Annotated in this window: 32 protein-coding genes and 1 pseudogene; 12 read left to right on the top strand and 21 right to left on the bottom strand. The window is 71.0% G+C overall.

Annotated features, from left to right (window positions below; all coding sequences use genetic code 11):
* Position 1: 1 nt before the first annotated feature.
* The 15 genes from ACZ7C5_RS02870 to ACZ7C5_RS02800 all read right to left on the bottom strand — a co-directional run bounded on the left by ACZ7C5_RS02870 (position 2) and on the right by ACZ7C5_RS02800 (position 11,476).
* Positions 2 to 592: a hypothetical protein gene (locus ACZ7C5_RS02870; RefSeq protein ID WP_470321793.1), complete on the bottom strand. Its 591-nt coding sequence runs from the start codon at positions 590 to 592 to the stop codon at positions 2 to 4.
* Between the two features lie 281 nt (positions 593 to 873).
* Positions 874 to 1,443, bottom strand: a complete 570-nt coding sequence (locus ACZ7C5_RS02865; RefSeq protein WP_470321792.1) for a phage tail tube protein — start codon at positions 1,441 to 1,443, stop codon at positions 874 to 876.
* Positions 1,444 to 1,560: 117 nt separating this feature from the next.
* Positions 1,561 to 1,989 (bottom strand): hypothetical protein, encoded by a 429-nt coding sequence (locus tag ACZ7C5_RS02860; RefSeq protein WP_470321791.1) that lies wholly within the window; start codon positions 1,987 to 1,989, stop codon positions 1,561 to 1,563.
* The gene (locus tag ACZ7C5_RS02855) at positions 1,982 to 2,233 is read right to left on the bottom strand and encodes a DUF7210 family protein (RefSeq protein ID WP_470321790.1); all 252 of its coding nucleotides are present in this window, start codon (positions 2,231 to 2,233) and stop codon (positions 1,982 to 1,984) included. Before ACZ7C5_RS02855 ends, ACZ7C5_RS02860 begins: the two co-directional genes overlap by 8 nt.
* Before the next feature lie 111 nt (positions 2,234 to 2,344).
* Positions 2,345 to 2,815: a hypothetical protein gene (locus ACZ7C5_RS02850; protein ID WP_470321789.1), complete on the bottom strand. Its 471-nt coding sequence runs from the start codon at positions 2,813 to 2,815 to the stop codon at positions 2,345 to 2,347.
* On the bottom strand, positions 2,815 to 3,156 hold the full coding sequence (locus ACZ7C5_RS02845; RefSeq protein WP_470321788.1) for a hypothetical protein: 342 nt from the start codon (positions 3,154 to 3,156) through the stop codon (positions 2,815 to 2,817). The genes ACZ7C5_RS02850 and ACZ7C5_RS02845 overlap by 1 nt, the downstream gene beginning before the upstream one ends.
* Positions 3,156 to 3,755 carry a hypothetical protein gene (locus tag ACZ7C5_RS02840; protein ID WP_470321787.1) on the bottom strand — a complete coding sequence of 200 codons (600 nt, stop codon included), beginning with the start codon at positions 3,753 to 3,755 and terminating at the stop codon, positions 3,156 to 3,158. Before ACZ7C5_RS02840 ends, ACZ7C5_RS02845 begins: the two co-directional genes overlap by 1 nt.
* A gap of 112 nt (positions 3,756 to 3,867) precedes the next feature.
* Positions 3,868 to 4,479 carry a hypothetical protein gene (locus tag ACZ7C5_RS02835; protein WP_470321786.1) on the bottom strand — a complete coding sequence of 204 codons (612 nt, stop codon included), beginning with the start codon at positions 4,477 to 4,479 and terminating at the stop codon, positions 3,868 to 3,870.
* A 182-nt stretch (positions 4,480 to 4,661) separates the two neighbouring features.
* The gene (locus tag ACZ7C5_RS02830) at positions 4,662 to 6,743 is read right to left on the bottom strand and encodes a tetratricopeptide repeat protein (protein WP_470321785.1); all 2,082 of its coding nucleotides are present in this window, start codon (positions 6,741 to 6,743) and stop codon (positions 4,662 to 4,664) included.
* A gap of 2 nt (positions 6,744 to 6,745) precedes the next feature.
* On the bottom strand, positions 6,746 to 8,599 hold the full coding sequence (locus ACZ7C5_RS02825; protein WP_470321784.1) for a glycoside hydrolase family 15 protein: 1,854 nt from the start codon (positions 8,597 to 8,599) through the stop codon (positions 6,746 to 6,748).
* A gap of 175 nt (positions 8,600 to 8,774) precedes the next feature.
* Entirely contained in the window at positions 8,775 to 9,242 is a 468-nt protein-coding gene (locus ACZ7C5_RS02820) for a hypothetical protein (protein ID WP_470321783.1), read from the bottom strand.
* Positions 9,239 to 9,814: a hypothetical protein gene (locus ACZ7C5_RS02815; protein WP_470321782.1), complete on the bottom strand. Its 576-nt coding sequence runs from the start codon at positions 9,812 to 9,814 to the stop codon at positions 9,239 to 9,241. Before ACZ7C5_RS02815 ends, ACZ7C5_RS02820 begins: the two co-directional genes overlap by 4 nt.
* A 234-nt stretch (positions 9,815 to 10,048) precedes the next feature.
* Positions 10,049 to 10,549: a hypothetical protein gene (locus ACZ7C5_RS02810; protein ID WP_470321781.1), complete on the bottom strand. Its 501-nt coding sequence runs from the start codon at positions 10,547 to 10,549 to the stop codon at positions 10,049 to 10,051.
* Between the two features lie 13 nt (positions 10,550 to 10,562).
* On the bottom strand, positions 10,563 to 11,045 hold the full coding sequence (locus ACZ7C5_RS02805; protein ID WP_470321780.1) for a hypothetical protein: 483 nt from the start codon (positions 11,043 to 11,045) through the stop codon (positions 10,563 to 10,565).
* Complete coding sequence (locus ACZ7C5_RS02800) at positions 11,042 to 11,476, bottom strand: ATP-binding protein (protein WP_470321779.1); 435 nt, start codon at positions 11,474 to 11,476, stop codon at positions 11,042 to 11,044. Before ACZ7C5_RS02800 ends, ACZ7C5_RS02805 begins: the two co-directional genes overlap by 4 nt.
* A gap of 250 nt (positions 11,477 to 11,726) precedes the next feature.
* On the opposite strand from ACZ7C5_RS02800, the gene ACZ7C5_RS02795 reads away from it, so the two are divergent.
* Entirely contained in the window at positions 11,727 to 13,064 is a 1,338-nt protein-coding gene (locus tag ACZ7C5_RS02795) for a hypothetical protein (protein ID WP_470321778.1), read from the top strand.
* Here ACZ7C5_RS02795 and ACZ7C5_RS02790 read toward each other — a convergent pair.
* From ACZ7C5_RS02790 to ACZ7C5_RS02775, 4 genes are all read right to left on the bottom strand, one after another.
* A complete protein-coding gene (locus ACZ7C5_RS02790; protein ID WP_470321777.1) occupies positions 13,061 to 14,086 on the bottom strand; it encodes an NAD-dependent epimerase/dehydratase family protein in 1,026 nt (341 codons plus the stop codon). The genes ACZ7C5_RS02795 and ACZ7C5_RS02790 overlap by 4 nt on opposite strands.
* 60 nt (positions 14,087 to 14,146) lie before the next feature.
* Positions 14,147 to 14,710 carry a hypothetical protein gene (locus ACZ7C5_RS02785; protein WP_470321776.1) on the bottom strand — a complete coding sequence of 188 codons (564 nt, stop codon included), beginning with the start codon at positions 14,708 to 14,710 and terminating at the stop codon, positions 14,147 to 14,149.
* Positions 14,711 to 14,839: 129 nt separating this feature from the next.
* Positions 14,840 to 15,280 (bottom strand): hypothetical protein, encoded by a 441-nt coding sequence (locus tag ACZ7C5_RS02780; RefSeq protein ID WP_470321775.1) that lies wholly within the window; start codon positions 15,278 to 15,280, stop codon positions 14,840 to 14,842.
* Positions 15,280 to 16,593: a phage major capsid protein gene (locus tag ACZ7C5_RS02775; protein ID WP_470321774.1), complete on the bottom strand. Its 1,314-nt coding sequence runs from the start codon at positions 16,591 to 16,593 to the stop codon at positions 15,280 to 15,282. The genes ACZ7C5_RS02780 and ACZ7C5_RS02775 overlap by 1 nt, the downstream gene beginning before the upstream one ends.
* A 598-nt stretch (positions 16,594 to 17,191) precedes the next feature.
* Here ACZ7C5_RS02775 and ACZ7C5_RS02770 point away from each other — a divergent pair.
* Positions 17,192 to 17,581 (top strand): hypothetical protein, encoded by a 390-nt coding sequence (locus tag ACZ7C5_RS02770; protein WP_470321773.1) that lies wholly within the window; start codon positions 17,192 to 17,194, stop codon positions 17,579 to 17,581.
* Positions 17,582 to 17,736: 155 nt separating this feature from the next.
* Here ACZ7C5_RS02770 and ACZ7C5_RS02765 read toward each other — a convergent pair whose 3' ends face one another.
* Together ACZ7C5_RS02765 and ACZ7C5_RS02760 are read right to left on the bottom strand one after the other, a co-directional pair.
* The gene (locus tag ACZ7C5_RS02765) at positions 17,737 to 17,964 is read right to left on the bottom strand and encodes a DUF397 domain-containing protein (protein WP_470321772.1); all 228 of its coding nucleotides are present in this window, start codon (positions 17,962 to 17,964) and stop codon (positions 17,737 to 17,739) included.
* Positions 17,948 to 18,841 carry a helix-turn-helix domain-containing protein gene (locus ACZ7C5_RS02760; protein ID WP_470321771.1) on the bottom strand — a complete coding sequence of 298 codons (894 nt, stop codon included), beginning with the start codon at positions 18,839 to 18,841 and terminating at the stop codon, positions 17,948 to 17,950. The genes ACZ7C5_RS02765 and ACZ7C5_RS02760 overlap by 17 nt, the downstream gene beginning before the upstream one ends.
* 373 nt (positions 18,842 to 19,214) lie before the next feature.
* Here ACZ7C5_RS02760 and ACZ7C5_RS02755 point away from each other — a divergent pair, with 373 nt between their 5' ends.
* From ACZ7C5_RS02755 to ACZ7C5_RS02710, 10 genes and pseudogenes are all read left to right on the top strand, one after another.
* A complete protein-coding gene (locus tag ACZ7C5_RS02755) occupies positions 19,215 to 19,400 on the top strand; it encodes a hypothetical protein (RefSeq protein WP_470321770.1) in 186 nt (61 codons plus the stop codon).
* Positions 19,397 to 19,600, top strand: coding sequence for a beta-ketoacyl synthase N-terminal-like domain-containing protein (locus ACZ7C5_RS02750; protein WP_470321879.1), 204 nt, complete (start codon positions 19,397 to 19,399; stop codon positions 19,598 to 19,600). The genes ACZ7C5_RS02755 and ACZ7C5_RS02750 overlap by 4 nt, the downstream gene beginning before the upstream one ends.
* A 45-nt stretch (positions 19,601 to 19,645) precedes the next feature.
* A complete protein-coding gene (locus ACZ7C5_RS02745; RefSeq protein WP_470321769.1) occupies positions 19,646 to 20,413 on the top strand; it encodes an NUDIX hydrolase in 768 nt (255 codons plus the stop codon).
* The gene (locus ACZ7C5_RS02740) at positions 20,406 to 21,212 is read left to right on the top strand and encodes a 2-keto-4-pentenoate hydratase (protein WP_470321768.1); all 807 of its coding nucleotides are present in this window, start codon (positions 20,406 to 20,408) and stop codon (positions 21,210 to 21,212) included. The genes ACZ7C5_RS02745 and ACZ7C5_RS02740 overlap by 8 nt, the downstream gene beginning before the upstream one ends.
* 43 nt (positions 21,213 to 21,255) lie before the next feature.
* The gene (locus tag ACZ7C5_RS02735) at positions 21,256 to 22,140 is read left to right on the top strand and encodes an acetaldehyde dehydrogenase (acetylating) (RefSeq protein ID WP_470321767.1); all 885 of its coding nucleotides are present in this window, start codon (positions 21,256 to 21,258) and stop codon (positions 22,138 to 22,140) included.
* A pseudogene (gene dmpG / locus ACZ7C5_RS02730) lies at positions 22,137 to 23,138 on the top strand (4-hydroxy-2-oxovalerate aldolase); the annotation flags it as partial. The gene ACZ7C5_RS02735 and the pseudogene dmpG, both read left to right, overlap by 4 nt.
* Complete coding sequence (locus ACZ7C5_RS02725) at positions 23,133 to 23,405, top strand: acyl carrier protein (protein WP_470321878.1); 273 nt, start codon at positions 23,133 to 23,135, stop codon at positions 23,403 to 23,405. The pseudogene dmpG and the gene ACZ7C5_RS02725, both read left to right, overlap by 6 nt.
* An 8-nt stretch (positions 23,406 to 23,413) precedes the next feature.
* On the top strand, positions 23,414 to 24,274 hold the full coding sequence (locus ACZ7C5_RS02720) for an HpcH/HpaI aldolase/citrate lyase family protein (protein ID WP_470321766.1): 861 nt from the start codon (positions 23,414 to 23,416) through the stop codon (positions 24,272 to 24,274).
* Complete coding sequence (locus tag ACZ7C5_RS02715; RefSeq protein WP_470321765.1) at positions 24,271 to 24,804, top strand: MaoC family dehydratase; 534 nt, start codon at positions 24,271 to 24,273, stop codon at positions 24,802 to 24,804. Before ACZ7C5_RS02720 ends, ACZ7C5_RS02715 begins: the two co-directional genes overlap by 4 nt.
* An 11-nt stretch (positions 24,805 to 24,815) precedes the next feature.
* On the top strand, positions 24,816 to 25,988 hold the full coding sequence (locus ACZ7C5_RS02710; RefSeq protein ID WP_470321764.1) for a GNAT family N-acetyltransferase: 1,173 nt from the start codon (positions 24,816 to 24,818) through the stop codon (positions 25,986 to 25,988).
* Positions 25,989 to 26,045 lie beyond the last annotated feature (57 nt).

Genomic DNA, 26,045 nt, shown 5'->3' with positions numbered 1-26,045 from the left:
GTCAGGAGGCGTCGGGTGCCGAAGAATCCAGGGTCACCGGGCCGTCCCCAGACACCGCGGGCGTCGAGCCGGTAGTACCGCTGGAAGTCGGCTTCGAGGTCGTCCCAGCGCGCGAAGGCGACTCGGACGGCCCCATGAGTTCCCCCAGGCTGCCACCCGGGAAGTACTTCGCCCAGACGGCGCGCACCAGCTCGAAGATGTCCGGGTGGCTGGGGCGCTGCTCCATCAGCCGGGCGAACCCGTCTTCCCCGAGCAGCCGACGGCCCATCTCGGCGGCTGCCGCGAGCAGGTCGGACGGCAGTGTCGGCTCCGAGCCGAGCACGTCCACGATCAGGCTCGCGGCCTCGGTCTGCTGGCCGCCCCGCGTCTGGGCGGCTTCCACCAGGGAACGCAGCAGCAGCGGCAGGTACGGGATGCCGATCAGCGGCTCCCACACCGCGAGCGGCAGCTCGGCCGGGAGCATCGCCACCGTGGCGCCGCCGAAGATCAGCGGCTCCTCGCCGACGGTGTACTCGGCCTTGGCGGCGCGCGCCTTCTCGGCAGCAGCGGCCAGACGACGCTCACGGGCGGCGTCCAGGTCGATCCCGACCATGTCGGCTCCTCGGTCTGTCGGCAACGGAACGCCGCAGACCGTAGGAGCCGAAGGCAGTTAGCGTCGCCCCGAGGACGACAGACCTCAGACCGGCACGCCGGCCGACAGGAACCCTGCGGCCGCCAAGGGTGCAGACATGGCGATGCCCCGGCCGAAGGGGAGGCCGGGGCATCGCGGGGTCGGGTGGCCCTAGGGGGGAGAGGGCTGCCCGACGTGATCCACAGTAGGCGCACGGGCTGCGGATGGGCACAGCCCCCAACACCGCTGCCGCTAGGTGAAGTTCACGCCGCCACCGGGGCGAAGCCGGGGTCGTCGGTCAGGTCGTACCAGGGGTCGCCGACCTCGCCCCCGATCACCTTCAGCTCCAACGGCAACGTCGACTCGGAATCGTTGGGGAACTTCTGATTCACCGACGCGACCTGCTCGCACAGCGGCACGATCCGCCGGTAGTGCTTCGCGCCGTCGACCAACTCGACCACCGCCGCGAACTGCTTGCGCCCACCCACCTTCGGCGGGTTGAACCGGTAGAAGGTCTTGCCGCCCTGAGTGACGGTCGCGACCTCGCCGCCGCCGTACACCGCGACGATGTTGCCCGCGTTCCACTCCTGGAGCTCGACCTTGACGGTCGCGGCGTCCTCGGTCTGAATGGTGCGGGCCGCATACCTCAGCTGATGGCTCCGCAGCTCCTCGAACTTCGGGTCAGTGTTCCACTCCAGACTGCCCGGCTTGAACAGCCCGGCCTCCTTCCACCCGGACGGCATCGCCGCCACCGGGTCCGCAGGCGCGACCGTACCCGGCGCCGCCAGGTACAGACGGGCCATCTGCGCAACGAACATGCTCTCCGCGGGCACGACCGGCCTCCTCAACGCGGACCGCCAGAAACGAGCCAGACCGTAGGCCGCGCCGAGCAGTAGCGTCGCGCCGGCACCGCGCGTGGGGCTGTCGCACAACTCGCGCAATGGCCCCCGTCACGCGGTCGGCGGGTGCGCGGTGACGGCAAGCACGGCGACGTACCGGGCCTGGCCGGTCGGCTCCGGCAGCCACCCTCCAGCCGACAGCGCCTTCACCGCGGTCACCACCGGCCGGCCCGGCACGGCGGCCTCCTCGGCCAGCTCGTGCAGAGCCTTGATCGCGGTGGCGAACGCCCGGCGCAGCACAGGGCGGGACGTCGACCGGTCCAGGTCGCCGAGCGCTTCGACCTGGAGGTGGAAGGTGGCGGTCCAGCGCCAGCCCGGGGCGGAGCCACCGGGAACCTGGGTGATGCGGATGCGGGGGTAGGGCGGGGCGTTGCGGGCCCCGACCCGGCCGGGCCCGCCGAGCGCCTTCGTCAGCTCGGCGTGCCCGGACAGCCAGGCGACAACCAGCTCCTCAGGGTCGAGGGAGGCCAGGTCACCCACTCGCCTGCCCTGCCGCCTTGTTCGCCGCCGGCTTGGCCACGGCCGGCTTGCTCTCGACCTCGGGCTTGAGGGCCTTGGCGACCGCGGCCGAGTTGGTGGGGTCGACGTCGGCGACGTAGCCGGCGCCGATCAGCTGCCGGGCTTCGTGGTGCGGGACCTCGATCTCGTCGCCGGGCAGCAGCTGCTCCCCGTCCCGGGTGAGGTGGTGGGCGAGGACGATCCGGACGTGGTCGGGCTGGGCCATGTCGGCTCCTTCGGGCGGTGGCGGGTGACCGGCGAAGGAAAGCAGGGCCCGACCCCTACCGTCCGTCCCGCCGCACCGCACCGCACGCTGGTACGGGCCTCGCGCGGCGGGTCAGCGGTGCCGGGAGGCGACCTGGGAAGCGGCGCCGCTCATGAAGTGCGTGCCGTCGCCGTGCGCGAACTCCGCCTCGGCCGCGCGCGGGAAGTCGCAGGAGACGGTGACGCGCGTACGCGTACCGAAGATGGCGGCCTTGCCCGCCGCAATCGTGGCGGCGACGGCTTCCGGGTCCTCGGTGACCGTGCACCGGCACCCCTCCGTCTCCTCGACCGGGCCTTCGGGATCGCGGGGTCCGGACAGCATGGTGTCTCCGACGGAGAAGGGCAGCGGCGCCGGTACGGTCTGGCCGTCGGCGGCCTGGTGGCTGGGCCGCGCGTGGCCGTCTTCCTGGGTGTGCCAGGTCTTGGCCGCCGGGGCCCGCCGCCGGGCCTCCTCCCCTACTTCCTCAGCCAGGCGCTGGGTGTGCTGGAGCATCAGCGGGGCCAGGCGGCGGGCGACGTCAGGGGGTAGTTCGAGGTGGGCCATCACGGGTGTCCTTCCGGCCGGGTGCCGTTCGCCGTCCGAGAGCGGGCCCTGACCCGCACGTAGGCCAGCGACGGGTCGACGGTGTTCGCCAGCTGGTCGGCGACCAGGACGGTCCACTCGGCTCCGGCGGCCGGCTCCACCACAACGTCGCCGACCAGCAAGGTGCCGGCCTGCGTGTCCAGGGCCAGGTGCCACGTGCCGTCCGGCTGCGGCACGGCACGGCCTGGCCACGGTCCCCGCAGCGGGCCGAGCGGCCCGGTCACCTCCGCGCCGTGCGCATCCAGAACGGGCGCACCGCGGGTACGGACACCGAGCTGCCGGTCGGCCAGCAGGACCGCCATCACAGCCCTCCCGAGCCGAAGTGTCCGGGGATCGTGAGCCCGGGCGGGTTCGGCCTCGTTGGGGCCTGGTAGACCCGGCGGCCGCGCAGCCGCCACCGGTCGGTCGTGGCGAGGTCCGGCGGCGCGAGGACCACCGGCGGCTCGGCCGCGGTGTCGTACGTGACCGACTGGCCCTCCACGGAGGCGGAAGCGACGCGGCGCTGGCGCGCGAGCGCGTCGGCCAGCAGCGGGTGGTGGCACGCCGTCGCACGGACCCACAGGCGCAGCGGGGCGGTCTGTGGGTCGGCGCGGGCATCGATGCCAGCGGTGTAGGTGACGGTGTACGTCGGCGTGCCGAAGGGACCCGACGTCGTACCGGTGTCCAAGACGGCGGAGATCACCGCGATGAGGGGCCCGTGGCTGAGCACCCAACCATCCGCCCCGGCGCGGACACCGCTCTCGGTGTACTGCGCGGGCAGCAACGGACGACCGAGGTGCGCGACTAGGGCGTCCTGGGCGTCCTCGACGGCGACCTCGATGCGCTGCCGCACTGGGTCACCGAGGGGGGTGGGGTAGCCGAGGCGGCGGGCGACGTCCTCGGCTGTCACGATCAGGTCCACCGTCGTCCTCCTCGCGCTGCTGGGTGGCGAGGAGGGACGGTAGGTGGCGGCCGGAGGTCTTGTCGCTCCGGCCGCCACCACCGTTGTCCGACAGCCGGCCGGTGAGGGCCGCCTACTGCCCGCTGGTGGCCGCAGGGTTGTGCTCGGCTGGCGGGGGCTTCGGCACTTCGCACCGGGGTACGCCCGGCACGTTGATGATGCCGAGGACCGCTGCGGTCAGGAGGGCGTGATGGCTGTTCTTGGCGCAGAGTTCAGCGCGTGCGGTGAGCAGCAGGTACTGGGCTTGGGCGTAGCGGACCCCGAGCTTCGCGGCGGCTTTCTCCTGGCTCAGGTTGCAGGCGAGGAGGGTCAGCAGGGCGACGGTGTGGGCGGAGAGGGCCACCTCGCCCCAGGCAAGCTCGGCAGGAACGATCTGCTCGGGGCGCACGTAGCCGCGCGCGAGCACGCCGAACATGGTCTGGAGCCGGGTCTTCATTCGCAGGCTAGTGCTGATCCGGTGGTAGACGTGGTTCACCTGCTTCGCGTTGGTGCCGTCCAGATCGCCGAGTTCCTCGTACGACATGCCGGTCATGTAGCCGACCAGAAGCGTCACTTCGTGGCTGGTCAGTTCCGGTCGCGGTCCCGAGGCCACGTCGAGAGCTTCGAGCAGCTTCCCGCCCCATTCCAAGGCGGCCTTGGTGTCGTCGCCTCCCTCGAACGGGCGGCGTGGAGTGCGCTTCTCCACCCTCGGGGCCTCGGCATGGGGCAGCACCTGCGTTGCCCTCGCACGGCGAACCCGCTGAATTCGCGGGCCCTGGACCGGGCCGGGACGGTGACGCAGAACGCTCTTCACCGGCCTGCCTCCACGCTGCCTCGGCGAGCCGGGGCGCGGTCCAGCTGCGTCTTCCTCTCCCGCCTGGCGGTCGTTCACGAGTTGGTCACCGCCCTGATCCGGCGCCGAAGGCGTGCGGTGTCGTGGCGGCTGGAGAGTTCGGTGTACCGGTCGAGGCTGGCGCTGTACCAGTCACGGGCGGCCGTACGCTGGCCGCTGCGGAACGCGGCCTGGCCCAGGAACTCCATGGCGCGTGCTGTCCAGTACGGCACTTTGAGGGTGTGGAACTGCTCCAGAGCCACGACGAGTGCAGCCGCAGCGAGGTCGTGGTTCCCCGCAAGGGAGTGCGCCTCGCCGAGGAAGGCCCGTGCTCGCGCGGCGTTCAACAGGTCCGGGGCGGCCAGGCCGGAGAGCAGCGCGCAGGCTTCCGCGAGTACCGGAATTCCGGTGGCCGGCTCGCCCTGGCGGGAGTGTGCCGACCCGATCAGGATCAGGGCGAGGCCCTGGCCGCGGGCGTGGCCGAGTCGTGCGTAGCGGTCGGCGGCGTCGATCAGATGCGGCATGGCCTCGGCGTATCGCCCGCCGGCGTGCAGGCACGCTCCGATGTCGCTCGTGTACCGGGCGGTGCCCTCGAGGTCTCCCTCTGCAAGCGTTCGGGCACGCTGGAGGAGCCCGATCGCCTCGTCGTAGTCGTGGGTGCCGCGCAGGCCGATGGCGAGCATGGCCAGCATGTCGCGGATGGCCGCGGTGTCGCCCCAGCGTTCAGCGGCGGCCAGGCCCTGCCGGTGGCTGGGAATCCACTCGGGGTACCGGGTGAAGAGGAACAGCGGCCATGCCGAGTGAAGCACGCAGGTCGCGGCCCTGTAGTCACCCTGCCTGGTGGCGGCGGCGATCGCCGGGAGCAGCGCGGGAGCCATCGCTTCGAGCCAGGCGAGTGCCATGTCGTCGGCAGCGAACTGGACGGGTTCGGCGGGCTCGTGCCGCTTGGTGTGCTCCAGGACGCGGTGGTGGGGGGTGAGGCGCCGTCCGGCTTCGTAGGCGGTGGCGGTCATGAAGTCCAGGTACCGCTGGACGACCACTCGGGCACCCTGGCCGTCGTTGGGAACCAGGGCGCGCTCGGCCACCTCGGGGCGGATCACGTACACGGGCCCGCGGGCGGTGACGTCTGCGGTGTGCTCCAGCAGGTGCCGGGCCGCGACTTCCCCCAGCAGCCTCCTGGTCTGGCCGGTGGGTGTGGCGGTGGAGGCAGCGACGGTGTAGACATCCAGGTCCGGCGCAGGAAGAGCGGCGATCTCCGCGAGGAGCCGCCGTTCGTCCTGGGGCAGTTGGTCGATCGCGTTGGTGATCGCCATGGAGAGCGCTCCTGGTGGAAACGGGGCCGGGCCGATGTGGTCGGCCAGTGACTTGGTCGGGTTGAGGACGAGGTCTCCACCGGCGAGCCCGAGCGCCAGCGGCAGGCCGCCGCAGACGTCCACGAGGCGGGCCGCCGCCAGCGGTTCGGCGGCGACCCGCTGCTCGCCGATGATGCGGCGCAGCAGCGCAAGGGCGTGGCTGGTGGCGAGGGGCGGCAGGTGGAGGTGGTGAGCGCCGTGGGCGGCGAGGGCAGGCAGCGCGGTGCGGCTGGTGACGATGACGAGGCAGCCCGGGTTCGCGGGGACGAACGGCATGACATCCTCGCCGCGGTCGGCTTCCTCCATCACGAGCACCACGCGTCGGCTGGCGGTCACCGATCTCCACAGCGCGAGCAGGTCCTCGACATCTGCGGGCAGCGGCACCGGGACGGCGAGCCCGGAGGAGCCCAGAAGCCGGCGCGCGACGTCGGCGATCGGCGCCGCTCCTCTCCCGGGTCCACCGGGGAGCCGGACGACCAGATGACCGTCGGGAAAGTCCTCAGCCAGTTGCCGTGCCCAGCGGGCGGCGAGCGTCCGTCGGCCGACACCGGCTTGGCCGTGGATCACGACGACAGGGGCGGTGGCGGCCGGAAGCGCCGTTCTCGTGGCATCCAACGCCGTCAGCACCTCGGTCCGATCGGTGAAGACGTCCGGGACCGGACGCAGCTGGCGTGGGGGGTCGGGCGATGGCGGCGCGGGCTGGATGTGGATGCCGCCGTTGACGGTTCCCGCCATCACCGCGTTGCCGACCTGCCCGCCGATCCGGTTGGCAACTTCGTGCTGCACCACTACCCCTCCGCCGCCAGCACCAGCTCACCGTCAGCCGCGGGGACCGTGCTCGCGGTGCCGATGGCCAGAGCGGCCCGGATCAGGCCGTCGTGCGACAGTCCCTGCGGGTAGTTGCCGAGGTGGGTCCCCTCAGCGGGGTCGTACTGCTCGGCGAGGAGGCCGAGGTCGCTGCGCACCGCCAGGAGGCGGTCGAACAGGTCCCGAGCATCAGTGTCCCTGCCGATGAGAGCGAGAGCTTCGACCATCCAGAACGCGGTGGCGAGGAACGCCCCTTCGTGGCCGGACAGCCCGTCGACGTTGTCGGCGGCATCGGTGCGGGTCGGGTAGCGCAGCAGCATGCCGCCGCCGGCGCCGAGTTCGCGCTCGATCGCCTCGACGGTGCCGATCACCCGCTTGTCGTCGGCCGGGAGGAACCCCACGCGGACGAGGTGCAGGAGGGAGGCGTCCAGGTCCTGACCGTCGAGGTACTGGGTGAAGGTGTTGCGCTCCTCGTCGTAGCCCCGGGCGCACACCTCGGCATGAATGGTCTCGGCGGTCGCCGCCAGCCACCGCAGGGTCTCCCGGTCGGCCGTGTCACGGCGTCCGAGCACGCGCACCGCCCGGTCCAGGGCCACCCACGCCCACACCAGCGAGGAGACGTAGCGGCGCGGTGTGCCCCTGCTCTCCCACATCCCGTCGTCGGGCTGCTCCCACAGTTCCTCGGCCGTGAGCGCGAGGCCGAGGAGCAGGTGGTCGGCGTCCGGGCAGGGCGGGATGCCGGCATCGTCCATCTGCGCGAGCAGGTCGGCGAGTTCGCCGTACACGTCCAGCTGGTGCTGGTCGGCGGCGGCGTTGCCGACCCGGACGGGCTTGGAGTCGCGGTAGCCCCGCAGGTGCGGCTGGGTTTCTTCGGCCGGCACCGGGCCGCCGCCGAGGCTGTACAGGGGTCGGAGGTCGTCCGGGTCAAGGTGGATCGTCAGCCAGTCCCGGTAGGCGGTGGGCTCCTCGGTGTATCCCAGGGCCAGAAGGGACTTCATCATCCACGCGGTGTCGCGCGGCCAGGTGTAGCGGTAGTCCCAGTTGCGCTCGCCGCCGACGGGCGCGGGCAGCGAGGTGGTCGGGGCCGCGATGGCGGCGCCGCCGAGGTCACACAGACCCTTGAGGGTGAGCGCCGACCGCAGGACCGCGTCCCGGTGTGGCCCGTCGTAGGTGCAGGCGGACGCCCAGCGAGCCCAGTACCGCTGGGTCTCCTCCAGCATGGCGGTGCCAGTCAGTCGGGCGGGCGCCGGACTGCCGGTGCGCGCCCACGTCAGCGCGAAGACCGCACTCTGCCCGGCCTTCAGCGGCATGTCGCAGGAGGCGCTGCCGCCGAGGTTGAGGGTGTGACGGGGCGCGTCCAGCCAGTAGGTGTCACTGCCGGCCGTCACGCGCAGCCGGGGTGTGCCGTGGCCGACGTACTGCATCGCGGGGGTGAGGGAGCCGTAGCCGGGGCGGGGCCGGAACTCAGAGGCCAGGCGGACCATGCCGCTGCGGCAGGTGGCGATGCGGACGACCGTCGGCGGCGCATACCCGGTGGCGTCCGGGGCGGGCAGGAAGTCGGTCACCTCCAGGACGCCGCTGCCGGTGTCCCAGGTGTGTTCGACCACGAGGGTGTCGCCGACGTAGCGGCGCAGGCCCTCGGGCGGCGTGTTGGTGTACGTGGCCGGGCCGACTCGCCAGGAACCGTTCGAGGTGGTGCCGAGGAGGCTCGCGAAGACCGCGGGCGATTCGAAGCCCGGCAGGCACAGCCAGGTCATCGTGCCGTCGGCCCGGATGAGCGCGGCGGTGCGCATATTGCTGAGGAAGTCGTGGTCCTCGATCAGCGGTTCAGACACAGGGGAACTCCTGCTGAGGGGTGGTCGGTTGACGGGGTACGGCCCTAACCCGGAGGCCGCCATGGGTCGTGCTGGAGGTGCGTTGCGCGTGAGCGCGGTGTCGCTCGCCGGGGCCCGGCCCCGGCGGGCTGCGGCAGGCGTCGTGCGGGCCTGCCGACGTGGGTGGTGCACCCGGCTACGGGCCGGGGGCGGCGGCACGTCCGGGCCCGCCGGGGGGAAGGGAGTCGACGCCGACCACCCGTAGCGCCGGGAGACGTCCCCGATCGTGCTGGTCGGGGGTCAGGTGGAACAGCGTCCAGCCGCGCCAGGTGCCGGCACGCGCCGTCAGGCCTCCGTAGCTGGTCTCGACGCCCCACACCATCTCGCCGGGCGTGGCCAGGAGAGCGGGCCACACCTTCGCGGCATCGGGCCGCGCGCGACGCACCAGCTCCTCCGGCGTCGACACGCCCGGCGCGTGGACCTCGGCGCGCAGGCCGTCCCCGTACACGGTGGCGGTAGAGGTGTAGCAGCGCGGCCGGTCGGCACCGGGCACAGCGGAGATCACGGGTGGGTCGGTGTGTCCGGTGAGCAGGAGTACCGGGATGCCGGCGAGGGCCGCGACGGCGGCGGCCTGCTCCTCGTCCGCCGGTAAGGGGCTGCTCACGGCAGTGCTTCCGTGGCGCCGCAGGACGGGCACGGCGGGGTGGTGGTCTTCAGGAGCGCGGGCGCCACCCCGTGGAGCCGGTAGACGGCTGCCCCGTTCCACGCTGTGCGCATCCGGGAACGGACGACCGCCAGGTGGGTGGCGACGGTGTTCTCCGAGAGCTTCCTGCGCTTGGCGATCCATGCCCGGGAGCCGCCCTCCGCCAGGGCCTGGAACGAGGTCAGCGCGGTGAAGGAGATCGGCGCCGTCAGCACGCCCTGGGGCGGAACCAGCAGTCTCGTCCGGCAGGCGGTGTCGATGATCTGCGGCACCGTGGCCGCCCCGAGCCGCCGCCCCAGCGCGGCAAGGCGGGTACGGACGGCATGGTGGGATGCCCGGGTCCGCTCGGCAATCTGTACGGCGTTGAGGTCCGCAGCCAGCAGCGCCATCACCTCACGCTCCGGCTCCGTCAGGGCGGTGTAGTGCCCGCACTTGCGAACTCGGGGTTCCTCCACCACCGGGTCCCGGCGCTCGGGGGTGCGCGCCGCACCAGGCGTCCGGGCTTCGGCTGGTGCGCGGGAACTGGGACGCATCGGTCCGGCCTTCCTGCCTGCCGCTGCGGCAGGCTCTCGTGGTTGTCGGCGGTGTGGGGTCAGAGCTGACCGTCCCCAGGGGGCGCAGCGGCACCACCCTGCGCGCGCCCGCGCCTGGGGACGGTCAGCGTGGGATCGGCCGTCGCCGATCCGTTGTGGCCCGGCCGTCCGGCGGGAGGCGGACCGGCCGGGCCAGGGGCCCGCTACAGCCCGAGCAGCTGGGCGTAGCGGGGGTCAGGGGTGTTCGTGGCGCAGGCGGACGTCGGCGCGCCGCAGGGCCACGGCCAGGTCTCCGAGGTCGGTCGGTCTTCGTTCGCCGTCCGGGAGGACGAGCCAGTTCCGTCCGGCGAGTCGCTGCATGCCGGGGGCCGGCATCGCGACCGTGGACGGCGTGTCTGTGTCGTCGGGAGGGCCGATCAGGTGCGTGTGCGGCATGTCCCAGCCGTCGGCCGCCCGGGTCGTGACCAGGAACTCGACGCAGCCGTCGGCGTGGTTGTGCAGGACCGGGCCGACCGGCACCTCGGCCTGGTACAGGTCTGTCAGCGCGGCCAGACCCCGCTGCACGCCGTTGACTCGGACGACGTTGAAGAGGTGGCCGGTCTCGATGTCGGCGAGCTGTCCGGCACGCCACTGGTCGGTGGCCGCTGCGGGGTCCTGGTTGGCGGAGGCGAGCCAGGCCGCGCCGGCGTTGAAGTTCGGGGCCTGCCGCGGTCGGCCGTGTCGTGTGTACATCATGGGGTCGTTCCCGTCAGGCCGAGCAGAGCAGGTCGTGGGTCGCCGCCCCGTGGGCGCGGGCGGACCGGGTGGCGTTGATGATGTAGACGACCTGGTCGTGGGTGATCACGATGGCGTGGGAGCGGCCCCTGGCGAGGTCTTCGACGGCCCGCGCCTCGGCGGTCGGGGTGTCCAGCCACAGACGCTGCTCGTCGCCCTCGGGAAGGTCGAGGTCGACGGCGAGCACCTGAACCCGGTCGCGCAGCGCCCTGACGGCCAGGCGGGGGCTGTCCGCGCTGCCGCTCCAGAGCGTCATCGGCTGCCCGTACTGGTAGAAGGCGGTGACGGTGCACCAGAACGGCGGAGGCGTCCAGGGGCGATCCCGGAAAAACATGTTCTGGCCGGTCTCCTGGTGGCGCTGCGGCAGGTCGGGCCTCGGATGCGTCGGTGCGGGCCTGCGCCGGCGTCCGGGCGCGGCCCGCAGGCCGAGCACCTGGGCGAGCTTATTGAGTTTCACCGTGCGGCTCCCGCCTTGTCGTCGGCGAGAACGCTCGCCCTTACCCATTTGGTTGTGGCCGTTGTCGTCACTCCCACGGCGAGCGCCAGGTCGTCGACGAGGATCAGTCCGCGGCCGCGTTCCCCGCAGGCCGTGAAGGTCGCGGGCAACAACCGGTCGGGCCGCGAGTCCTGGACCTCGACCCGGCAGATGCCACCGCGCTCGTCCATCCGCACCACGACGAAGTCGCCCGGGCCGCTGCCGTGCCGCATCGCGTTCGTCACCAGCTCCACGAGGATGAGCAGCAGATCGCCGGCGCGCTCGCCGCCCACGTCCCACCCCCACTTCTCCAGCTCCGACCGCGCGGTGCGACGCACCATGGGGACCAAGTCCGTATCCGCCCTGTAGCGCCCGTTCCAGCGGCGCAGGGCCGGGTGTTCGACGGCCACCATGTGCATCGCTCCCGTCAGCAGGAGCACTTGAACGCGCCCCGTTCTTGGTTCGCTTGCGGTGATCAACACTGGACCGGCGCAGCGGACATAACCACTGGCAAAACAAGGACACTTGGTCCCCAATCGGGTGAGCCTGGGGACAAACCACGGACAGTTCGCGGACACTTCTTCTCCGCCCGTGTGATCACCCGCCCGACGGTGGTAGGCAAAGGACGACGCGGTTCGCACGGGCTGCAACGAAGGGACCGCGATGAACCTGCTCGACGCCTTAATCACCAAGTCCGGTTTGGACTTTCGCGGCTTCCTGTCCGACTACCGGCGGGCCGCTACGGTGCTGCACGAGCGGACCGGCGACTCCTCCTTCAGGAACATCGACCTCACCGAGAAGACCTTCACGCGGTGGCGCACTGGGCACGTCGCCCGGCCACACCACCCGGCGCCCGCGATCCTCAAGGAGCTCTTCGGTAGGCCGGTAGACGAGCTCTTCGCGTCCCACTCCGGTGAGCAGGCCCAGGTGCTTCGGGCGCCATCTGCTCCCGTGCTTGATGAAAGTGAACTCTCCATGACTGCACGAGATGCCAGCGCCCACGCCTCCGACGCGGCCGCTCAGCTGCTGCCCGACCTCACGCTCGACCAGCTCGAAGACGATCTGATGAGCCTGGTCCAGGACACCAGCACGCGGCCGCCGCACCTGGTTTTCGTGTCGGCGAAGGAGGTGCTCGGCGTCTCGAAGGTGCTGCTGGACCGCACGCAAGTGCTGTCGCAGCGACGCCGCCTGTACCTTGTGGCCGGCCAGGCATCCGCGCTTCTCTCCGCATGCGCCTTCGACCTTGGCGCGATACCGCACGCGTTCGAGCTGGCCCGGGCGGCTGCGCTGTACGGCCAGGTTTCCGAGTACGGCCCCCTCCAGGCCTATGCGCACGGATACTTGGCGGTGCTGTACTACTGGACGGGCAAGCCCGCCCAGGCGGTCCGCAAGATCGATGAAGCCCGGTCGTTTCCCGGCATCGGTGCCACGGGCAAGGCTCGGCTGGCGGCGATCGCGGCCCGCGCCTACGCTCACCGCGGCTTGGCGGAGGAAGCCCAGCGCGCGATCGCGGCGAGCCTGGCCGATCGCAGCCGGCTCGAGGACGACCTCCATGCCATCGGTGGCGAGTTCGACTTCAACCTGGAGCGGGTCGCGATGAGCAACAGCTCGACCCTGCTGATCCTCCAGGACGGGCCGGGGGCTGAGGCATCCGCCCGCCAGTCGCTGGAGCTGATCGCGGCCCGCTCAAGCGAGTCCAACCCGCTCGTCGTGGCTCCGCAGGCCCGAGCCGATCTGGCCTCCGCCCTGCTGATGCGCGGCGACCTGGACGGGGCCGCCGACGCTCTCAGCCCGGTACTCGGCCTTCCCCGAGAGTGGCGCGGGGCCGGACTCACGGCACGGGTCAACACGATCCAGGCCGCGCTGGCAATGCCGGCTTTCCGTGACGCCCGGCTTGCACAGGATCTCGCAGGGCAGATCGAGGACTTCACCATCGTGGCCACCCCACAGATACTGGGGGCCGGGACGGCGAGGCTGGCTCTCGGCAGGGGCAATGGCTAGAGGCTCGCCAGAACGGCGCGCTCCTTGTTCGGGTCGAGGCCGTGCTTCGCCCAACGTCTATGCGGCACCGGCCTGTTCCCCTCGCTAAGCCAGGCCCATGTGTCGACCACGGTCTCCGCCAGAGGCCGACTAACGAAGCCGGCCTGGACCGCCGAAGACGCGTCGATGGCAGACGTGCCCGGGTGGGTCCACCACAGCGGCAGCTCGGTCCACTGGCGCAGTCCATGGCGAAGCAGGACCTCGTCCCGAACCCACACCAATTTCCCGGTGCTCCCGGTCGCATCCACGCACGCTTGAAGGAGCCCGCCCATCGTCTCCCGCCCGATCGGCGCGGCAACGTTATGGACCTGGTGCCCCACGCGCAGCGCTTGGTCGAGCGCGAACACGGCAGCGTCCCGGACATCGACAGGCTGAATGCTCCGTGACGGGTCCCCGGGGGCGAGAATCCGTCCACCCCGTGTGGCCCTGTTCAGCCACCACGGTAGACGCCCGACGTACTCCCCGGGCCCGAGCAGGACACCTGGCCGCAGGAGGCTCGTCCGGGCGAGCCCGAACGTCTCAATTACCGCGCGTTCGGTACCGGCCTTCCGCTGCCCGTAGATGGGGTTGATGCCCGACGTCGCTTCGGGTGGCTGCTCAAGTTCCTGGTCCGCGCCCGCCAGGGGCTCCCACACCGCCGAGTCGGGGCTCAGGGGTTCGGTGGGCCAGCCCTCGTACACCGCGACTGTGGACACGTACACGTACCGGTTGGCGACCGGTTCCAAGGCGCGGGCACCGGCCAGTACGTCGTGGGAGCTGAGCGCCGAGGCGGACGTGTCGATCACGGCGTCCCAGGGGCCGTGCTCGGCCAGCCGGGCAAGGTCGTCGGGCCGCTCTCGATCACCGTGCACTGCGGTCGCTCCGGGCATGGTGCTTCCGGAGCGTCCACGCGTGAACGTGGCCACGTCCCACCCTCGTGCCATTGCACCAGCCACGATGGCCGGTCCCAGGAACCAGCCACCGCCCAGGACGAGAATCCTCATGAGGCTGATCCTGCCAGCCCACCTCGTTCGCGTGCAGCCGCCCGCAGGATCGAGTGTCGCTTATCGGTCGCGGAGCAGGTCGAGGTACCGGTCAACGAGCTGCTGCTCCAGCTCATTCTCGATGGAGCGCACAACGGCCAGGGCATGGGCTTCCACCGTCTCAGGGGTTACCCCCTCGAAGCTGCCGCCGTCGGGCAGCTCGATCCACAGCTGCTCTCCGGGGAGCCGGCGTAGTGCCTTACCGCTGACGCGACCGCCCGGAGCGCTCGGCGGCACCGCGCTGCCGTCCTTGAAGTCAACCTCATCAAGGTGTTCAAGGGCGTCTCGGATGTTCTTCAGCAGTTCGTCCGGTTCCAGAACGTCTTGCCCGCGCTCACTCCGCAGTCGGCCCTCCCAACGCTCAAGCTGATGGGCCGCCCAGACGAGCATGTGTTCCTCAGCCCACTGCTCGCGGAAGTTGGCGTCGAGTTCCTCCGCCGTCGGGCTCCAGTCCTCCATGCGCTCGTAGTTCCTACTGTCCCGGGCCGCCCGCGTGCGTACGGCCCGTGCCCGTTCAGCCTGCCGGACCACCGCCTCCGCCCACGTGCGGACGAACTGCAGCGCGTACTCCTCTGTCTCAGTCACCTCGCGAGGCTACGACACCTTGGCACGGCCGGGCCGATCCGGTCGTGGAGGGCCAAGCACCGCAGCCAGCCCCCGAAACCCCAAGAGCCCGTCCTCGGGATTGCGGACGGGCTCCTGACTACGACGGGTCTACTCCCAGCCGAGTGCCAGCCGCAGACGCTCGAATTCGTCGCGCGGGATGGACTGGGTCGGGATGTAGAGCAGCTGCGTGACCGCCCGGTTGGTTCCAGGGTAGGTCCGGGTCTGGTAGATCCGCAGCCGAGGGACGACGACGGTCTGTTCGGGATGGGTGAGGTCGAACAGCTCCCCGAGGTCGTGGGGCAGCGGGGCGCCGTCCTCGTCCACCAGGTCGATGTGGCCGGCGGCCAGGGGCTGGTGGGCGGTGATGCCTGGCGTCGTTGGCTCCGTCCGGTGCGGCTCCGGGTCGGCCGTCGGGCTCGGTGGCGGGTCGAGCGGCGCGGCGGCCGACAGTTCGGCGGGCGGGGTCTCCAGATCCGCGCCGTCCGCGTCGGGGGCGGTCTGCGCCGCGGGGGCGGCGGTCGGCTTCGTGGTGGGCTTGCGGGCCGCCATCAGTGCGCCTTGAAGGTACCGTAGACGAAGGACTCAGGACGGGGGACCTCGAGGCCGATGCGCTCGGAGCCGCGCATGGTGACGACACCGCGTTCGAAGTTGTCGCGGTTCTCGGTCGACAGCTGAACGGAGACCTGCTCCCGGTCGTACAGGCGGGCGCCCAGGCCGAAGCTGCCGACGAGGAACTTGCCCTGGTTGATGGCCATGGAGTCCACGACGGACAGCCGCCAGACAATTTTTTGCGCGCCGATCGCGACGTTGACGGCGACGCGGTAGGCGCCCTGACCGTCGGTCTCCAGTTCCAGGTCCTCGAAGTCGAACGGGTGGAGCACGATCCCGGTCGGCGGGAAGTAGGCGAGGAAGGCGCGGGTCGCGGCGCGACGGATCGCGGCGGACTGCTTGTCCGGATCGGCCTGGGCGTAGGTCTGGACGCCGGCCGTGTTGACGATTCCGGTGATCTTCTCGTCGCCGCCGACGCCGTAGAGGAGTTCGTTGTCCTCGGTCATCTTCACGCCGTCGACGAGTTCGCTGTCGATGATGTCGCGCAGTCGCGGTTCGTCGGCGAGCGTGTTCTTGTGGACGGGGAGCGTGGTCGCGATCTCCGCGACCGGGTAGGTGACGGTCTTGAACGTCAGCTCCGACTGGGGCGCTCGCGCGTACACCTCGACGGCCGCACCGCCGCCGGGCGGTACTTCCATGGCCCGCTCGGGCACGATCGCCGCCGCGTTGGTGAAGCCCGTGACGCGCACGCCGTAGAGCAGGTTCGCGGTGGTGGTTTGGGAGGGGAACAGGTCCCGGATGCGGCCGGGCCGCACGGCGCGGGGCACGATGTCCAGGTGCTCGGGGGTGCCGAAGCCGAGGACGCCGGCGGTGCCGGCGGAGCGGCTGAAGACGTCCTTGCGGCCGAGCCGGTCCAGGGGGCTGCCGTCGATGGTCACCATCTGGTCGAACGAGCCGCGGAAGTCGGCGGCCTTGAGGCCCTTGAACTCATCGCTGTCCAGGAACTGCTGGCCGAGGGACGTCACCTGGGCGGTGAGGTGGGCGGCGAGGGCGGCGTCCGTTGGGGCGAAGGGCTGCGAGGTGGGCTCGTTGAGGAAGGCGTGGACGGACTTCGCGCCCTCCAGGTCGGTGATCAGCTGCTTGATCCCCTGCGCCTCGCCGAGGGTCTTGCGGAACGCGGCGGCCTTCTCGGCCGAGATGGTGACTCCGCCGTCCTCGACGGTGAACGAGGCGCTGATGGTGTCCAGCTCGGCGGCCTTGGCGCGCAGCGCGGCGTTCAGCTCCTTGAGGCGGCTCTTGTCGGTGGTGGGCACGGTGTGGCGCTCCTTGGGATGGTGCCGGGCCACCCCGCCAGCGCGGGACGGGAGAGGTTCGGCCGTACAACCGGTCAGCACCGGATCGCCACGGCGGTCGGCACACCGTAGGGAAGGCTGATCGTTAGTGTCGCGTCGAGGCTCGCGGCGGGTGCCGGCGTTGCCAGGCGCATCTTCAAGTCGGCTTGTCGGACGCGGACTTGGCTGTGCCCATCCCGGTGCGGGGCGGGTGAGTGTGGTGCTGTCCGGCAGAGCGCCGGGTAGGCCGGGCGTCCCCCGGCCAGTGCCTTGGAGACCCATGTACCCCTTTCCCAGACCTCAGCTGCCGCTCCTGGACGCCGCCGCAGGCCTGCCCGTCGAACCAGGCCGGGACGTGAAGCCGCTCCTGGCCATCGAAGGCAGGACGCTGAGCGTTGTTCGGACCTCCGCCGGGTGGGCGCTGCGGGTCTGCACGTCCTCTGCGGTCGAGCTGTACGGGCCGTCGAACAGCTCCGCGCAGGCGGAGGAGTGGCTGCACCGGTACGCGGCGTGGCGCCTGTGGTCACTGGCCCGGGCCCGAGGACCCTGGGGTTGTCTCGCCCAGGCTCCGGAGGGCTGGATGACCGCGCTGGCGCGCACTGCCTTGCCCCCAGCCGTGCAGCTGCACTCCGGGGTGCAGGACGCCGAGGCGCACGCGGCCGCTCACCTGATCGCCCCGGCCGGGTGGTCTGCCGCGCATGACGCCAGCCTGCCGCCCGGGGTCTGGGCGGTCGAGACGCAGTTCTGGATACGGGAGGGCTACCGGGTGATGGCGACGTGGGCCACCGCCGACCTGGGGGCGATGGCCCGGGACGCCTACCGGCGCCACGAAATCGGGCGCGGCAACTACTCGCCGACGGACCTGGCCGAGCGGCTCGGCGTCTCACATGCGGCGATCTCCGCCGCCGCGTCCGGGCGTGGGTGGAATCCCAAAATCAGCAAGGCAGTTGGCGTACTGGCGAGGCGGTAGGGCTCTCGCCAGACCTCGGGCAGGCGGTGAGCGCGGAGACAGGGCGCCGGGTGCCCGTGTTCCCCTCATGTCATGGCTTCCCGGTCTGGGAGGATGACCGCTGAGGGCCGGCCCCACTTCGTCTGGGGCCGGCCCCGTGGGAGCCGTCGGTGGGGTCAGGCGAGGTGGTCGAAGCAGCCCGCTTTCGCGCCGAGGAGCATGGCGCCGATCTCGCCACGGGTATAGATCTGCGGGGTCTGCTCGGGCCGCTTGGAGTCGCGGATGGCTACGAGATCGCCAAGCTGGCCGAATTCCATGCAGTTGTTGTTGCCACCGCTGAAAGGGCTCTTCTCCCACGTCACGGCGGAGAAGTCAATCTTGGCGGGGTCAGGCTTCACTGTCACTGGTGCGGAACTCCTTGATCATTTCGGTGATGCGGGTACGGGTCTCCGGCGGACCGAGGGCTCGGGCCCGCAGATGGTCGAAGACCTCGTCGTAGCGTTCCACGTCTTCGGCAGCCTCAAGACACACCGACTTGATCAGGTTCTCCACCCAGACGACGGCCGGGGTGGGGTCGGGGAATCCCATGCGCATGAAGCTGCCGTAGCCAGCCGGATGGAGGCCGATGCCGAAGGGGAGGATCTGCACCACAACGTCAGGCCGCCGGGACATCTCCAGCAGGTGGCGCAGCTGGCCCTCCAGGATCGCCGGCGTGCCGCGCAGACGCCGGAATGCCGCCTCGTCGATCACGGCCCACAGCTTCGGGGGCTCGTCCGACTCCAGCAGGTCTTGGCGCCGCATGCGGACCTCCACGAGGTCTTCGATGCTCTTGGCATCGAGGTCGACCCGCATGGCGCTGATGACGGCGCGGGCGTAGTCCCCGGTCTGCAACAGCCCCGGGATGAGCTGCGCTTCGTAGGAGTGGAGGCTGGTCGCACTGGACTCCAGGGCGACATAGCCCGAGTACTGGGTCGGGGCCATCAGAGCCGAGTACTTGCGCCACCACGAGTTGCGTTGGGCGTTGTCGGCGCGCACCAGGTCCAGCAGGTCTTCGCGAACCTCGGGATCGGTGACTCCGTAGTGGTCGAGGAGCGCCTTGACGAGGACTGGGCTCGTGCCGCGCTGGCCGGTCTCGATGCGACTGAGGCTGCCCTGGGTGATCTCCACGGCCTCGGCGACCGCGGTCAGGGTCATCCCGGGGATGGCTTCGCGTAACGCTTTTAGCCGGGGCGCCAGTTGGCGTCGGTAAACGGACTGGGGTGCTGGGGGCCTCTTCGCCATGGGGCACAGTCTGGCGGGTGGACCGGCACGGGGGCAACGGAACTGAGGCAATGTCAGAGAGGCATATTGCCCAACTGCCTTCCGTAGGGGCATGCTGTGAAGGCGGCAACGAGGAGTGAGCGAAAGGTCACTCCTCATGACGTCGCGTGCTGTCGCGATCCGTTGCACAGATGCCCGGATGCGCGCCTCCCATCTCGGCCCCAGCCCGGCCCTCTCGCCGGTCCCGTCGATCTCGTTAAGCCCGAGAACCAGCTACACAGCCGCTGCCCGCAACTCCGAAGGCACCAGCCGGCAGCCCGTCACAACTCCCGTCCCTCACTGGCGCCAACCCTTGCCGGGCGGCCCTGAGGGCGAAGATCTGAAGGAGTCACGCATGTCCGCCCTGTCGCTGACGGGTTCCGAGCGCGAGAAGACCTCCTCGCTGGTCCCATCCCTGATCGCCCAGTACCCCAGCGCGGAGGACCCCGAGTTGCTGGAGCGCGCCCCAGTGATCGCCCGGGCGCTTCCGCACCGGGTCCAGGAGCACCCGAACCGGCTGCGGCGCCACGCGAGGGCCTGACCTGCGACCCGCAGCAGCGCCTCCTACTGGAGTGCGCCTGGCAGGCCTTGGCCGACGCGGACACCGGCCGCACGCAGAACACCGTCCCCGAGCTGTGCCCACGCTCCCACGGTAGGCACGCCGGCTGGGCCGAAACCCCCATACCAGACGCCGCAGGGCGACTGGCACCACCACCTTGTGATCCGCAAGACGTTGGATAGGAGCAAGGCCTTAATGCCGCACAACACCAGAAGGGAAACGCAGGGTTGAACACCTCCCCCACCATCCCCGCCAGCGTCCAGTCCGTCCGGGTCCTCAACGCCACTGGCCTCCTGCTCATCGAGGTCCCCGCTCCCGTACTGGCCACCGACCACCAAACGGCCATGGACCTCGTCTGGGACAAGGCAGCGAGCTCACAACCGTCGCTGTTCGACGGTCCAGCCGTGGTGTGCACGGCCCTGGAGCCCGATGGCCCCGTGATGCGGCTGTCCTGGGCACGGACCACCTACCGGCGCTTCGCTCTTCGGCGGGTGCCCGGAGCCCCGCTCGTCTCGTCGGTGTTCGTGACTGTGGCCCAGCCCGTGAAGGACGGCCGGATCGTCGTCGGGCGCATGTCCACGTCGACCGCCGCACCAGGCCGCTGGCAGCTGCCGGGCGGCAACGTCGAGCCCCCGCTCCAGAACCGGGTCCTCGACGAGGGCGAGCTGCGGCGCCAAGCCGCGAAGGAACTCGCCGAGGAAGTCGGTGTCGACGCGGCCCCGGACCAGCTCGTGCTGCTGGCGGTCACCGTCGGGGAGCACGGCAACGTCGGCGTGCACTACCTCGCACCGCCGCTGCCCGAACAGGACCTCCTCGGCTGGTACGCGGCCCTGGTGGACGCCGAGGCAGCGCAGGGCCGCACCGCCGAGCTGGACCGGCTCGCCCTGCTGGCTTGTCCCGGCGACCTGACCGGGATCGACGGGGAGCACGTGGACTACCTGGCGCCCCTGCTGGAGCACTACGCCGCCCGGCGATCCGGGAGGACCGATGAGTGAGACCAGCCCGGCCACCGCGACCACCACGCGGGAGGAGACGGCGGCGCGTGAACTGCGCACCGCCGAGCTCTCCGTCTTCCCGACCTTCCCGATGGCCCGGCAGCTCCCGGGCCTGACGCTGGAAGCGGCGTACCGCGTCCAGCAGCACGGCACCGCCCTGCGGACCGCTGCCAGCGGCAGGCCGGTCGGGCACAAGATCGGCCTGACCTCGGTCGCCATGCAGCAGCAGATGGGCGTCAGCGAGCCTGACTCCGGTGTCCTGTTCGCCGACATGGAAGTCGCCTGCGGAGCCGGGCTCTCCACCACACGGCTGATCGCCCCCCGCGTCGAAGCGGAGATCGCCTTCCGACTCGGCACCGACCTCACCGGGGACGACATCGGCCTCGCCGCCGCCCAGGCCGCAGTGTCCGAGGTGTTCCTGGCCCTGGAGATCATCGACACCCGCTACGGCGACTGGCGGATCGGCCTCGAGGACAGCGTCGCCGACAACGCCTCCGCCGCCCGCTTCGTCCTCGGGCCCCCGTCACCCGCAACTGACCTGCCAGACCTCGGCTCCGCTCTCGTCGAGGTCAGCGTCGACGGCGAGCACGTCGCTGCCGGACACGGCCGCGACGTCCTCGGCGACCCGCTCCGCCCCCTGCTGTGGCTCGCCCGGCGCCTGGCCACCCTCGGGGGCACCCTGTGCGCTGGGGACGTGGTCCTGCCCGGCTCGGTGCACGCCAGCTTCCCCCTCAAGGCCACGACGACGGTCAGCGCGTCCTGCGCCGGCCTTGCCCCGGTCTGCTTCCGGACGCTCTGACGTCCGTGCTCCCATCCACCCTCGTTCTCCTCTGAGGAGAAGCATGTCCGAACACCCCGTGCTGAACGTCGCCGTCCTCGGGGCGGGACTCATAGGCGTCGACCTGCTGCACAAGATCCACCAGTCCCCGTACCTCGACTGCGGCCTCGTCGTCGGCCGCAGCCAGAGTGTCGGGCTGGTGCGGGCCGCCGAGATGGGCCTTGTCACCACGGACGGCGGCCTGACGGCCCTGCTGGACTCCGGGAAGACCTTCGACCTGGTCTTCGACGCGTCCAACGCAGACTCCCACGCCGAGCACTGGCGGCTGCTGGAGCCCACCAGGGTCGTGTTCGTCGACCTCACGCCGCACAACAGCGGCACCCCGACAGTGCCCACCGTCAACGGCGCGCAGGCGCTGACCGGCCGGCACATCAGCCTGATCAGCTGCGGCGGCCAGGCGGCCGTCCCCGTCCTGCACGCCGTCGCCCGGCACTGCACGCCCGCCTACGTGGAGGTGGTGTGCACCGGCGCCAGCCGCAGCGCCGGGCGGGCGACCCGCCTGAACCTGGACGAGTACATCGCGACCACGCAGGACGCCATCCATGCCTTCACCGGGACGCCGGCCGCGAAGGTGATGGTCAACGTCACCCCCGCCGTCCCGCCGCCGCCGTTCCGCGTCCACGTGACGGTCCTGGCCCCGGACGTCGACCCGCACGCGGTGCGCGACCTCGTCGAGGCCGCCGCCGCCCAGGTTCGCCGGTTCGCGCCCGGCTACGCGGTGACCGACATCGAGGCGACCCGCGAACGCATCACCGTCACCGTCGAGGTCTGCGCGAGTGGCGGCCGCCTGCCAGCCCACGCCGGGAACCTCGACATCATCAACGCCGCCGCGATCTTCCTGGCCAACATGCGCGCCACCTCCCTGCTCACGGAAGGAGCCAGCGCATGACCGCGGCCACGCCCGTCGTGCTGGTCCACGACCCGACCCTGCGAGACGGCCACCACGCCGTCGGGCACCAGCTCGACGCCGACCAACTGCGCGACTACGCGGCTGCCGCCGACCGGGCCGGCGTCCCCGTGATCGAGGTCGGCCACGGCAACGGCCTCGGCGCCTCCTCGCTCCAGATCGGCCGCGCCAAGCTCACCGACTCCCAGATGCTGGCAACCGTCCGCGAGGCCCTGACCCGTGCCCGGATGGGCGTGTTCATGGGCCCTGGCTGGGGCACCAGCGACGACCTGCGCGGCGCCTTCCGGCATGGCGCGCAGGTATTCCGGATCGCCGCGCACTGCACCGAGGCCGACGTCACCGAACGCCACCTCGGCTTCGTCGCCGAACACGGCGGTGAAGGTCAGGGCGTGCTGATGATGAGCCACATGGCCTCGCCCGGCCAGATCGCCGAACAGTGCGCCCTGATGGCCGGCTACGGCGCGAGGGCAGTGGGGATCTTCGACTCCGCCGGGCACTTTCTGCCCGAGGACGTCGAGGCGCGGATCACCGCGATCACCGAGGCCGTCGATGTGCCGGTGATCTTCCACGGGCACAACAATCTCGGCATGGCCGTCGCCAACTCGGTGGCCGCCGTGAGGGCTGGCGCCCGGATCATCGACGCCTGCGCGCGGGGGTTCGGCGCCGGGGCCGGCAATACCCAGCTGGAAGTCCTCGTTACCGTCCTCGAACGCCTGGGCCACCCCACCGGCATCGATGTGAGGAAGGTCCTGGCCGCCGCCGACATCGCCGAGCACCGGCTGATGAGCGCCCCACCCTACACCGACTCGGTCGCCGTGATGAGCGGTCGCGCCGGAGTGTTCTCCGGATTCAAGAACCGCGTCCTCAAGGTCGCGGCCGCTGAGGGCGTCGACCCCGGCGACCTGTTCGACGAACTCGGCCGGCGCCACGTGATCGCCGGCCAGGAAGACCTCATTCCCCAAGCCGGCCGCCACGTGAAGGAGAAGAACGTGAACGACAACACCGCCGCCCCGGTCATCGACCCCGGCCTCGAAGACCTCCTGGTGCGCGAGCTGCGGGTCAACCCCGACGCTCTGGCCGCCGACGCCACCCTGGCGGCGATCGGCCTGGACTCCCTGTCCGTCATCGAGCTGGCCGTGATGCTCTCCGAGAACCTGGGCACCAAGGTCACCGAGGACGAGATCACCGACGCGCGCACCCTCGCCGGTCTCGTGCAGTTGGTCGCGTCCAAGCGCCAGGGCCGGTGACCGCAGCCATGAGCGCTCTCCTCCTGCGGTCCACCCGGGCGTGGATCAGCGTCCCGGCATCGGCCGTCAACCGGTACGACACCGCGAAGACCAGCGGCGCCCACGTCGCCCTGGTCGACCTTGAGGACTCCGTCGCCCCCGCCAAGAAGCAGCACGCCCGGACGATCGCCGAGCGGTTCTTCGACGGCCAGGCCACGAGCCCGTGCCTGCTCGGAGTGCGGATGAACGCCCCCGTGCTCCTCGACGGGATCAAGGACCTGGCCGCCATGTCCGGCTGGCGCGCCAAGCCCGCCGTCGTGCTCGTGCCGAAGGTCGAGTCCGCGCGGGACATCGAACTGGTGGCCGGTGTCCTGGACACCGCCGACTACCAGCCCTTCCTGTTCGCACTGATCGAGACGCCCCGCGCCATCGCGAAACTCCCCTCCATCGTCCGGGCGCCCAGGATCTCAGGGCTGGTGTTCGGCACCGCGGACTACGCCGCCGCCCTCGGCTGCGGGATGGGCTGGGAGCCGATGCTCCACGCCCGCTCCGTCGTTGCCAACAGCGCGGCCTCCGCTGGCCTGGCCGCGATCGACTCGCCCTACTTCCAGATGGACGACCCGCAGGGCCTGCGGGCGGAGACCGAACGCGCCAAGGCGCTCGGTTTCCACGGCAAGGGCGCCATCCACACCGGACAGCTCCCGGTCATCACCGAGCTGTTCACGCCCTCCCAGGAGGAGATCGCCCACGCCCGCGCGGTCGTCACCGCAGCCCAGGACAGCGGCAGCAACATCACCTCCGTCGACGGCCAGATGGTCGGCCGCCCGTTCTTCACCATAGCCCGCTCCGTCCTCGAGACGGCCGGCACCCGAGAGGAGCCGTCCCGATGAGCACTGCCTCCCTGCCGTCCGGCTACCACGAGATCGACGCCCACCGGATCCGCGAGGTCGTCGGCCCCGGCTACCACGACCTCACCGAAGGCCTCGTCATCGAGCACCGGCCCGGCCGCACTATCACCGACACCGACAACACGCTGATCACCGCGCTGTCTGGGAACACCGCGCCGATCCACCTTGACGCCCACTACGCCGCGAAGACCCCCTGGGGCCGCATCCTGGTGTGCAGCGGCGTCACCCTGGCGTACGTGGCCGGGATGACGGTGCGGGCGGTCAGCGGCCTGACCCTGGCCAACCTCGGCCTGGACGACGTGCGGTTCGAGAACCCCGTCTTCGTCGGCGACACCCTCTACGCCGAGACCGTGGTCACCGAGCGCCGCCTGTCCGAGAGTCGCCCCGGCGAGGGCATCGTGACCTGTCGCACCTCCGGTCTCAACCAGGACGGCAAGCGGGTCGTCGCCTTCAGCCGGACCTTCCTCGTGCCCACCGACCCGGACACCGTCCGTGGTCCGGTCAACTACTAGGAGGCGCAGTCATGGAGGACAGCATCGCCTTCGTGCAGGCCGACGACGGCCTCGCCCAGGAGTACGACGAACTGGCCACGCGCGCCTTCGGCCACCCGGTCGGCGACGTAACCCACCTGCGCGACCACGCCGACGTCCGCGTGGCCGTGCGCGCCGGCCGGGTCGTCGCCGGAGGCCTCGGCATCCTCACCTACCAGTTCTTCGGCGGCTCCGCGGTGCCCAGCGCCTGCCTGGCCGCCGGGAGCGTGGCCCCCGAGGAGCGCGGCGCCCACCTCGCCTCCCGCATGGTCCACGAACGCCTGCGGCCCTTAAAGGAGCGGGGCGCGGTGATCTCCACCATCTCCACGATCTCCAACGGCTACGCGCGCCGAATGGGTTGGGAGGCCCCGGTTCCGGTGTTCGGCTGGGCGGTCAGCTCCGACGACTTGAAGCGCTCCTTCCCGGCAGGGGACTTCACGATCGAGCACGGCCTGACCAAGGATGCCGTGGACCTCCAGCAGGAACTCGCCCGGCAGTGGAACGGCCCCGTCCAGCGCCCTGACTGGTGGTCGACGTGGACGACGGCGAAGAACGCTCTCACCACCTACCGCTTCACCAGGCCCGGACAGCCCGTGGCCGGTTGGGTCTCGCTGACGACCAAGCGAAGTGAAAGGCATGGCATGGACCTCGTGGTCCATGACTTCTGGTCATCCGACGCGGACTGTGCGGCCGCGATGCTGGCCTTCCTTGGGCGCCATAACAGCCGGGCCGAGACCGTGCAGTTCCGGCGCGGCGCGCTGCCGCCCTACCCTCTGCTGTTGCACAACCTGCACCGCCACCGGGTGAGCACCGATGCCTGGCACCCGTGGATGCTGCGGATCCTCGACCTCCAAGCCGCGATCCGACTACGCGGATGGCCTGCTGACCTCGACCTGGAGGTTCCGGTGGAGATCGGCGACGAGCGGCCAGGTTGCAGCCACCGCTACCTGCTGCGGATCTGCGCTGGGTCCGCCGACATCGTGCCCCACCGCACCGAGGGCGCCGTCACGTTCACCCAGGGCCAGTTCGCCGTCTGGTACGCAGGCGGCTACCGCAGCCCAGCGGCGGCTGGCCTGTCCGGTGTCCGCTTCCGCTCTGACCAGGCGCTGACCGCTCTCGTGCGGGCAACCAGCGACCAGGAGCCGTGGCTTCCCGAACACTTCTGATAGGGGCAGACCGGCAGTCCGGGCGCCCGCCGGATTCCCCTTCGCCCATGTGTTTGA

This window comes from Kitasatospora sp. NPDC036993, assembly GCF_055607525.1.
This window is presented reverse-complemented; position numbering and strand designations above follow the sequence as displayed.

Coding starts and splice junctions, on each gene's coding strand:
- ACZ7C5_RS02760 (WP_470321771.1), bottom strand. CDS start 18,841: ATGGCGAAGAGGCCCCCAGCACCCCAGTCCGTTTACCGACGCCAACTG.
- ACZ7C5_RS02870 (WP_470321793.1), bottom strand. CDS start 592: ATGGTCGGGATCGACCTGGACGCCGCCCGTGAGCGTCGTCTGGCCGCT.
- ACZ7C5_RS02780 (WP_470321775.1), bottom strand. CDS start 15,280: ATGGCGGCCCGCAAGCCCACCACGAAGCCGACCGCCGCCCCCGCGGCG.
- ACZ7C5_RS02795 (WP_470321778.1), top strand. CDS start 11,727: ATGAACCTGCTCGACGCCTTAATCACCAAGTCCGGTTTGGACTTTCGC.
- ACZ7C5_RS02810 (WP_470321781.1), bottom strand. CDS start 10,549: ATGATGTACACACGACACGGCCGACCGCGGCAGGCCCCGAACTTCAAC.
- ACZ7C5_RS02735 (WP_470321767.1), top strand. CDS start 21,256: ATGTCCGAACACCCCGTGCTGAACGTCGCCGTCCTCGGGGCGGGACTC.
- ACZ7C5_RS02850 (WP_470321789.1), bottom strand. CDS start 2,815: ATGGCCCACCTCGAACTACCCCCTGACGTCGCCCGCCGCCTGGCCCCG.
- ACZ7C5_RS02740 (WP_470321768.1), top strand. CDS start 20,406: ATGAGTGAGACCAGCCCGGCCACCGCGACCACCACGCGGGAGGAGACG.
- ACZ7C5_RS02720 (WP_470321766.1), top strand. CDS start 23,414: ATGAGCGCTCTCCTCCTGCGGTCCACCCGGGCGTGGATCAGCGTCCCG.
- ACZ7C5_RS02755 (WP_470321770.1), top strand. CDS start 19,215: ATGTCCGCCCTGTCGCTGACGGGTTCCGAGCGCGAGAAGACCTCCTCG.
- ACZ7C5_RS02770 (WP_470321773.1), top strand. CDS start 17,192: ATGACCGCGCTGGCGCGCACTGCCTTGCCCCCAGCCGTGCAGCTGCAC.
- ACZ7C5_RS02790 (WP_470321777.1), bottom strand. CDS start 14,086: ATGAGGATTCTCGTCCTGGGCGGTGGCTGGTTCCTGGGACCGGCCATC.
- ACZ7C5_RS02800 (WP_470321779.1), bottom strand. CDS start 11,476: ATGGTGGCCGTCGAACACCCGGCCCTGCGCCGCTGGAACGGGCGCTAC.
- ACZ7C5_RS02855 (WP_470321790.1), bottom strand. CDS start 2,233: ATGGCCCAGCCCGACCACGTCCGGATCGTCCTCGCCCACCACCTCACC.
- ACZ7C5_RS02815 (WP_470321782.1), bottom strand. CDS start 9,814: ATGCGTCCCAGTTCCCGCGCACCAGCCGAAGCCCGGACGCCTGGTGCG.
- ACZ7C5_RS02715 (WP_470321765.1), top strand. CDS start 24,271: ATGAGCACTGCCTCCCTGCCGTCCGGCTACCACGAGATCGACGCCCAC.
- ACZ7C5_RS02710 (WP_470321764.1), top strand. CDS start 24,816: ATGGAGGACAGCATCGCCTTCGTGCAGGCCGACGACGGCCTCGCCCAG.
- ACZ7C5_RS02845 (WP_470321788.1), bottom strand. CDS start 3,156: ATGGCGGTCCTGCTGGCCGACCGGCAGCTCGGTGTCCGTACCCGCGGT.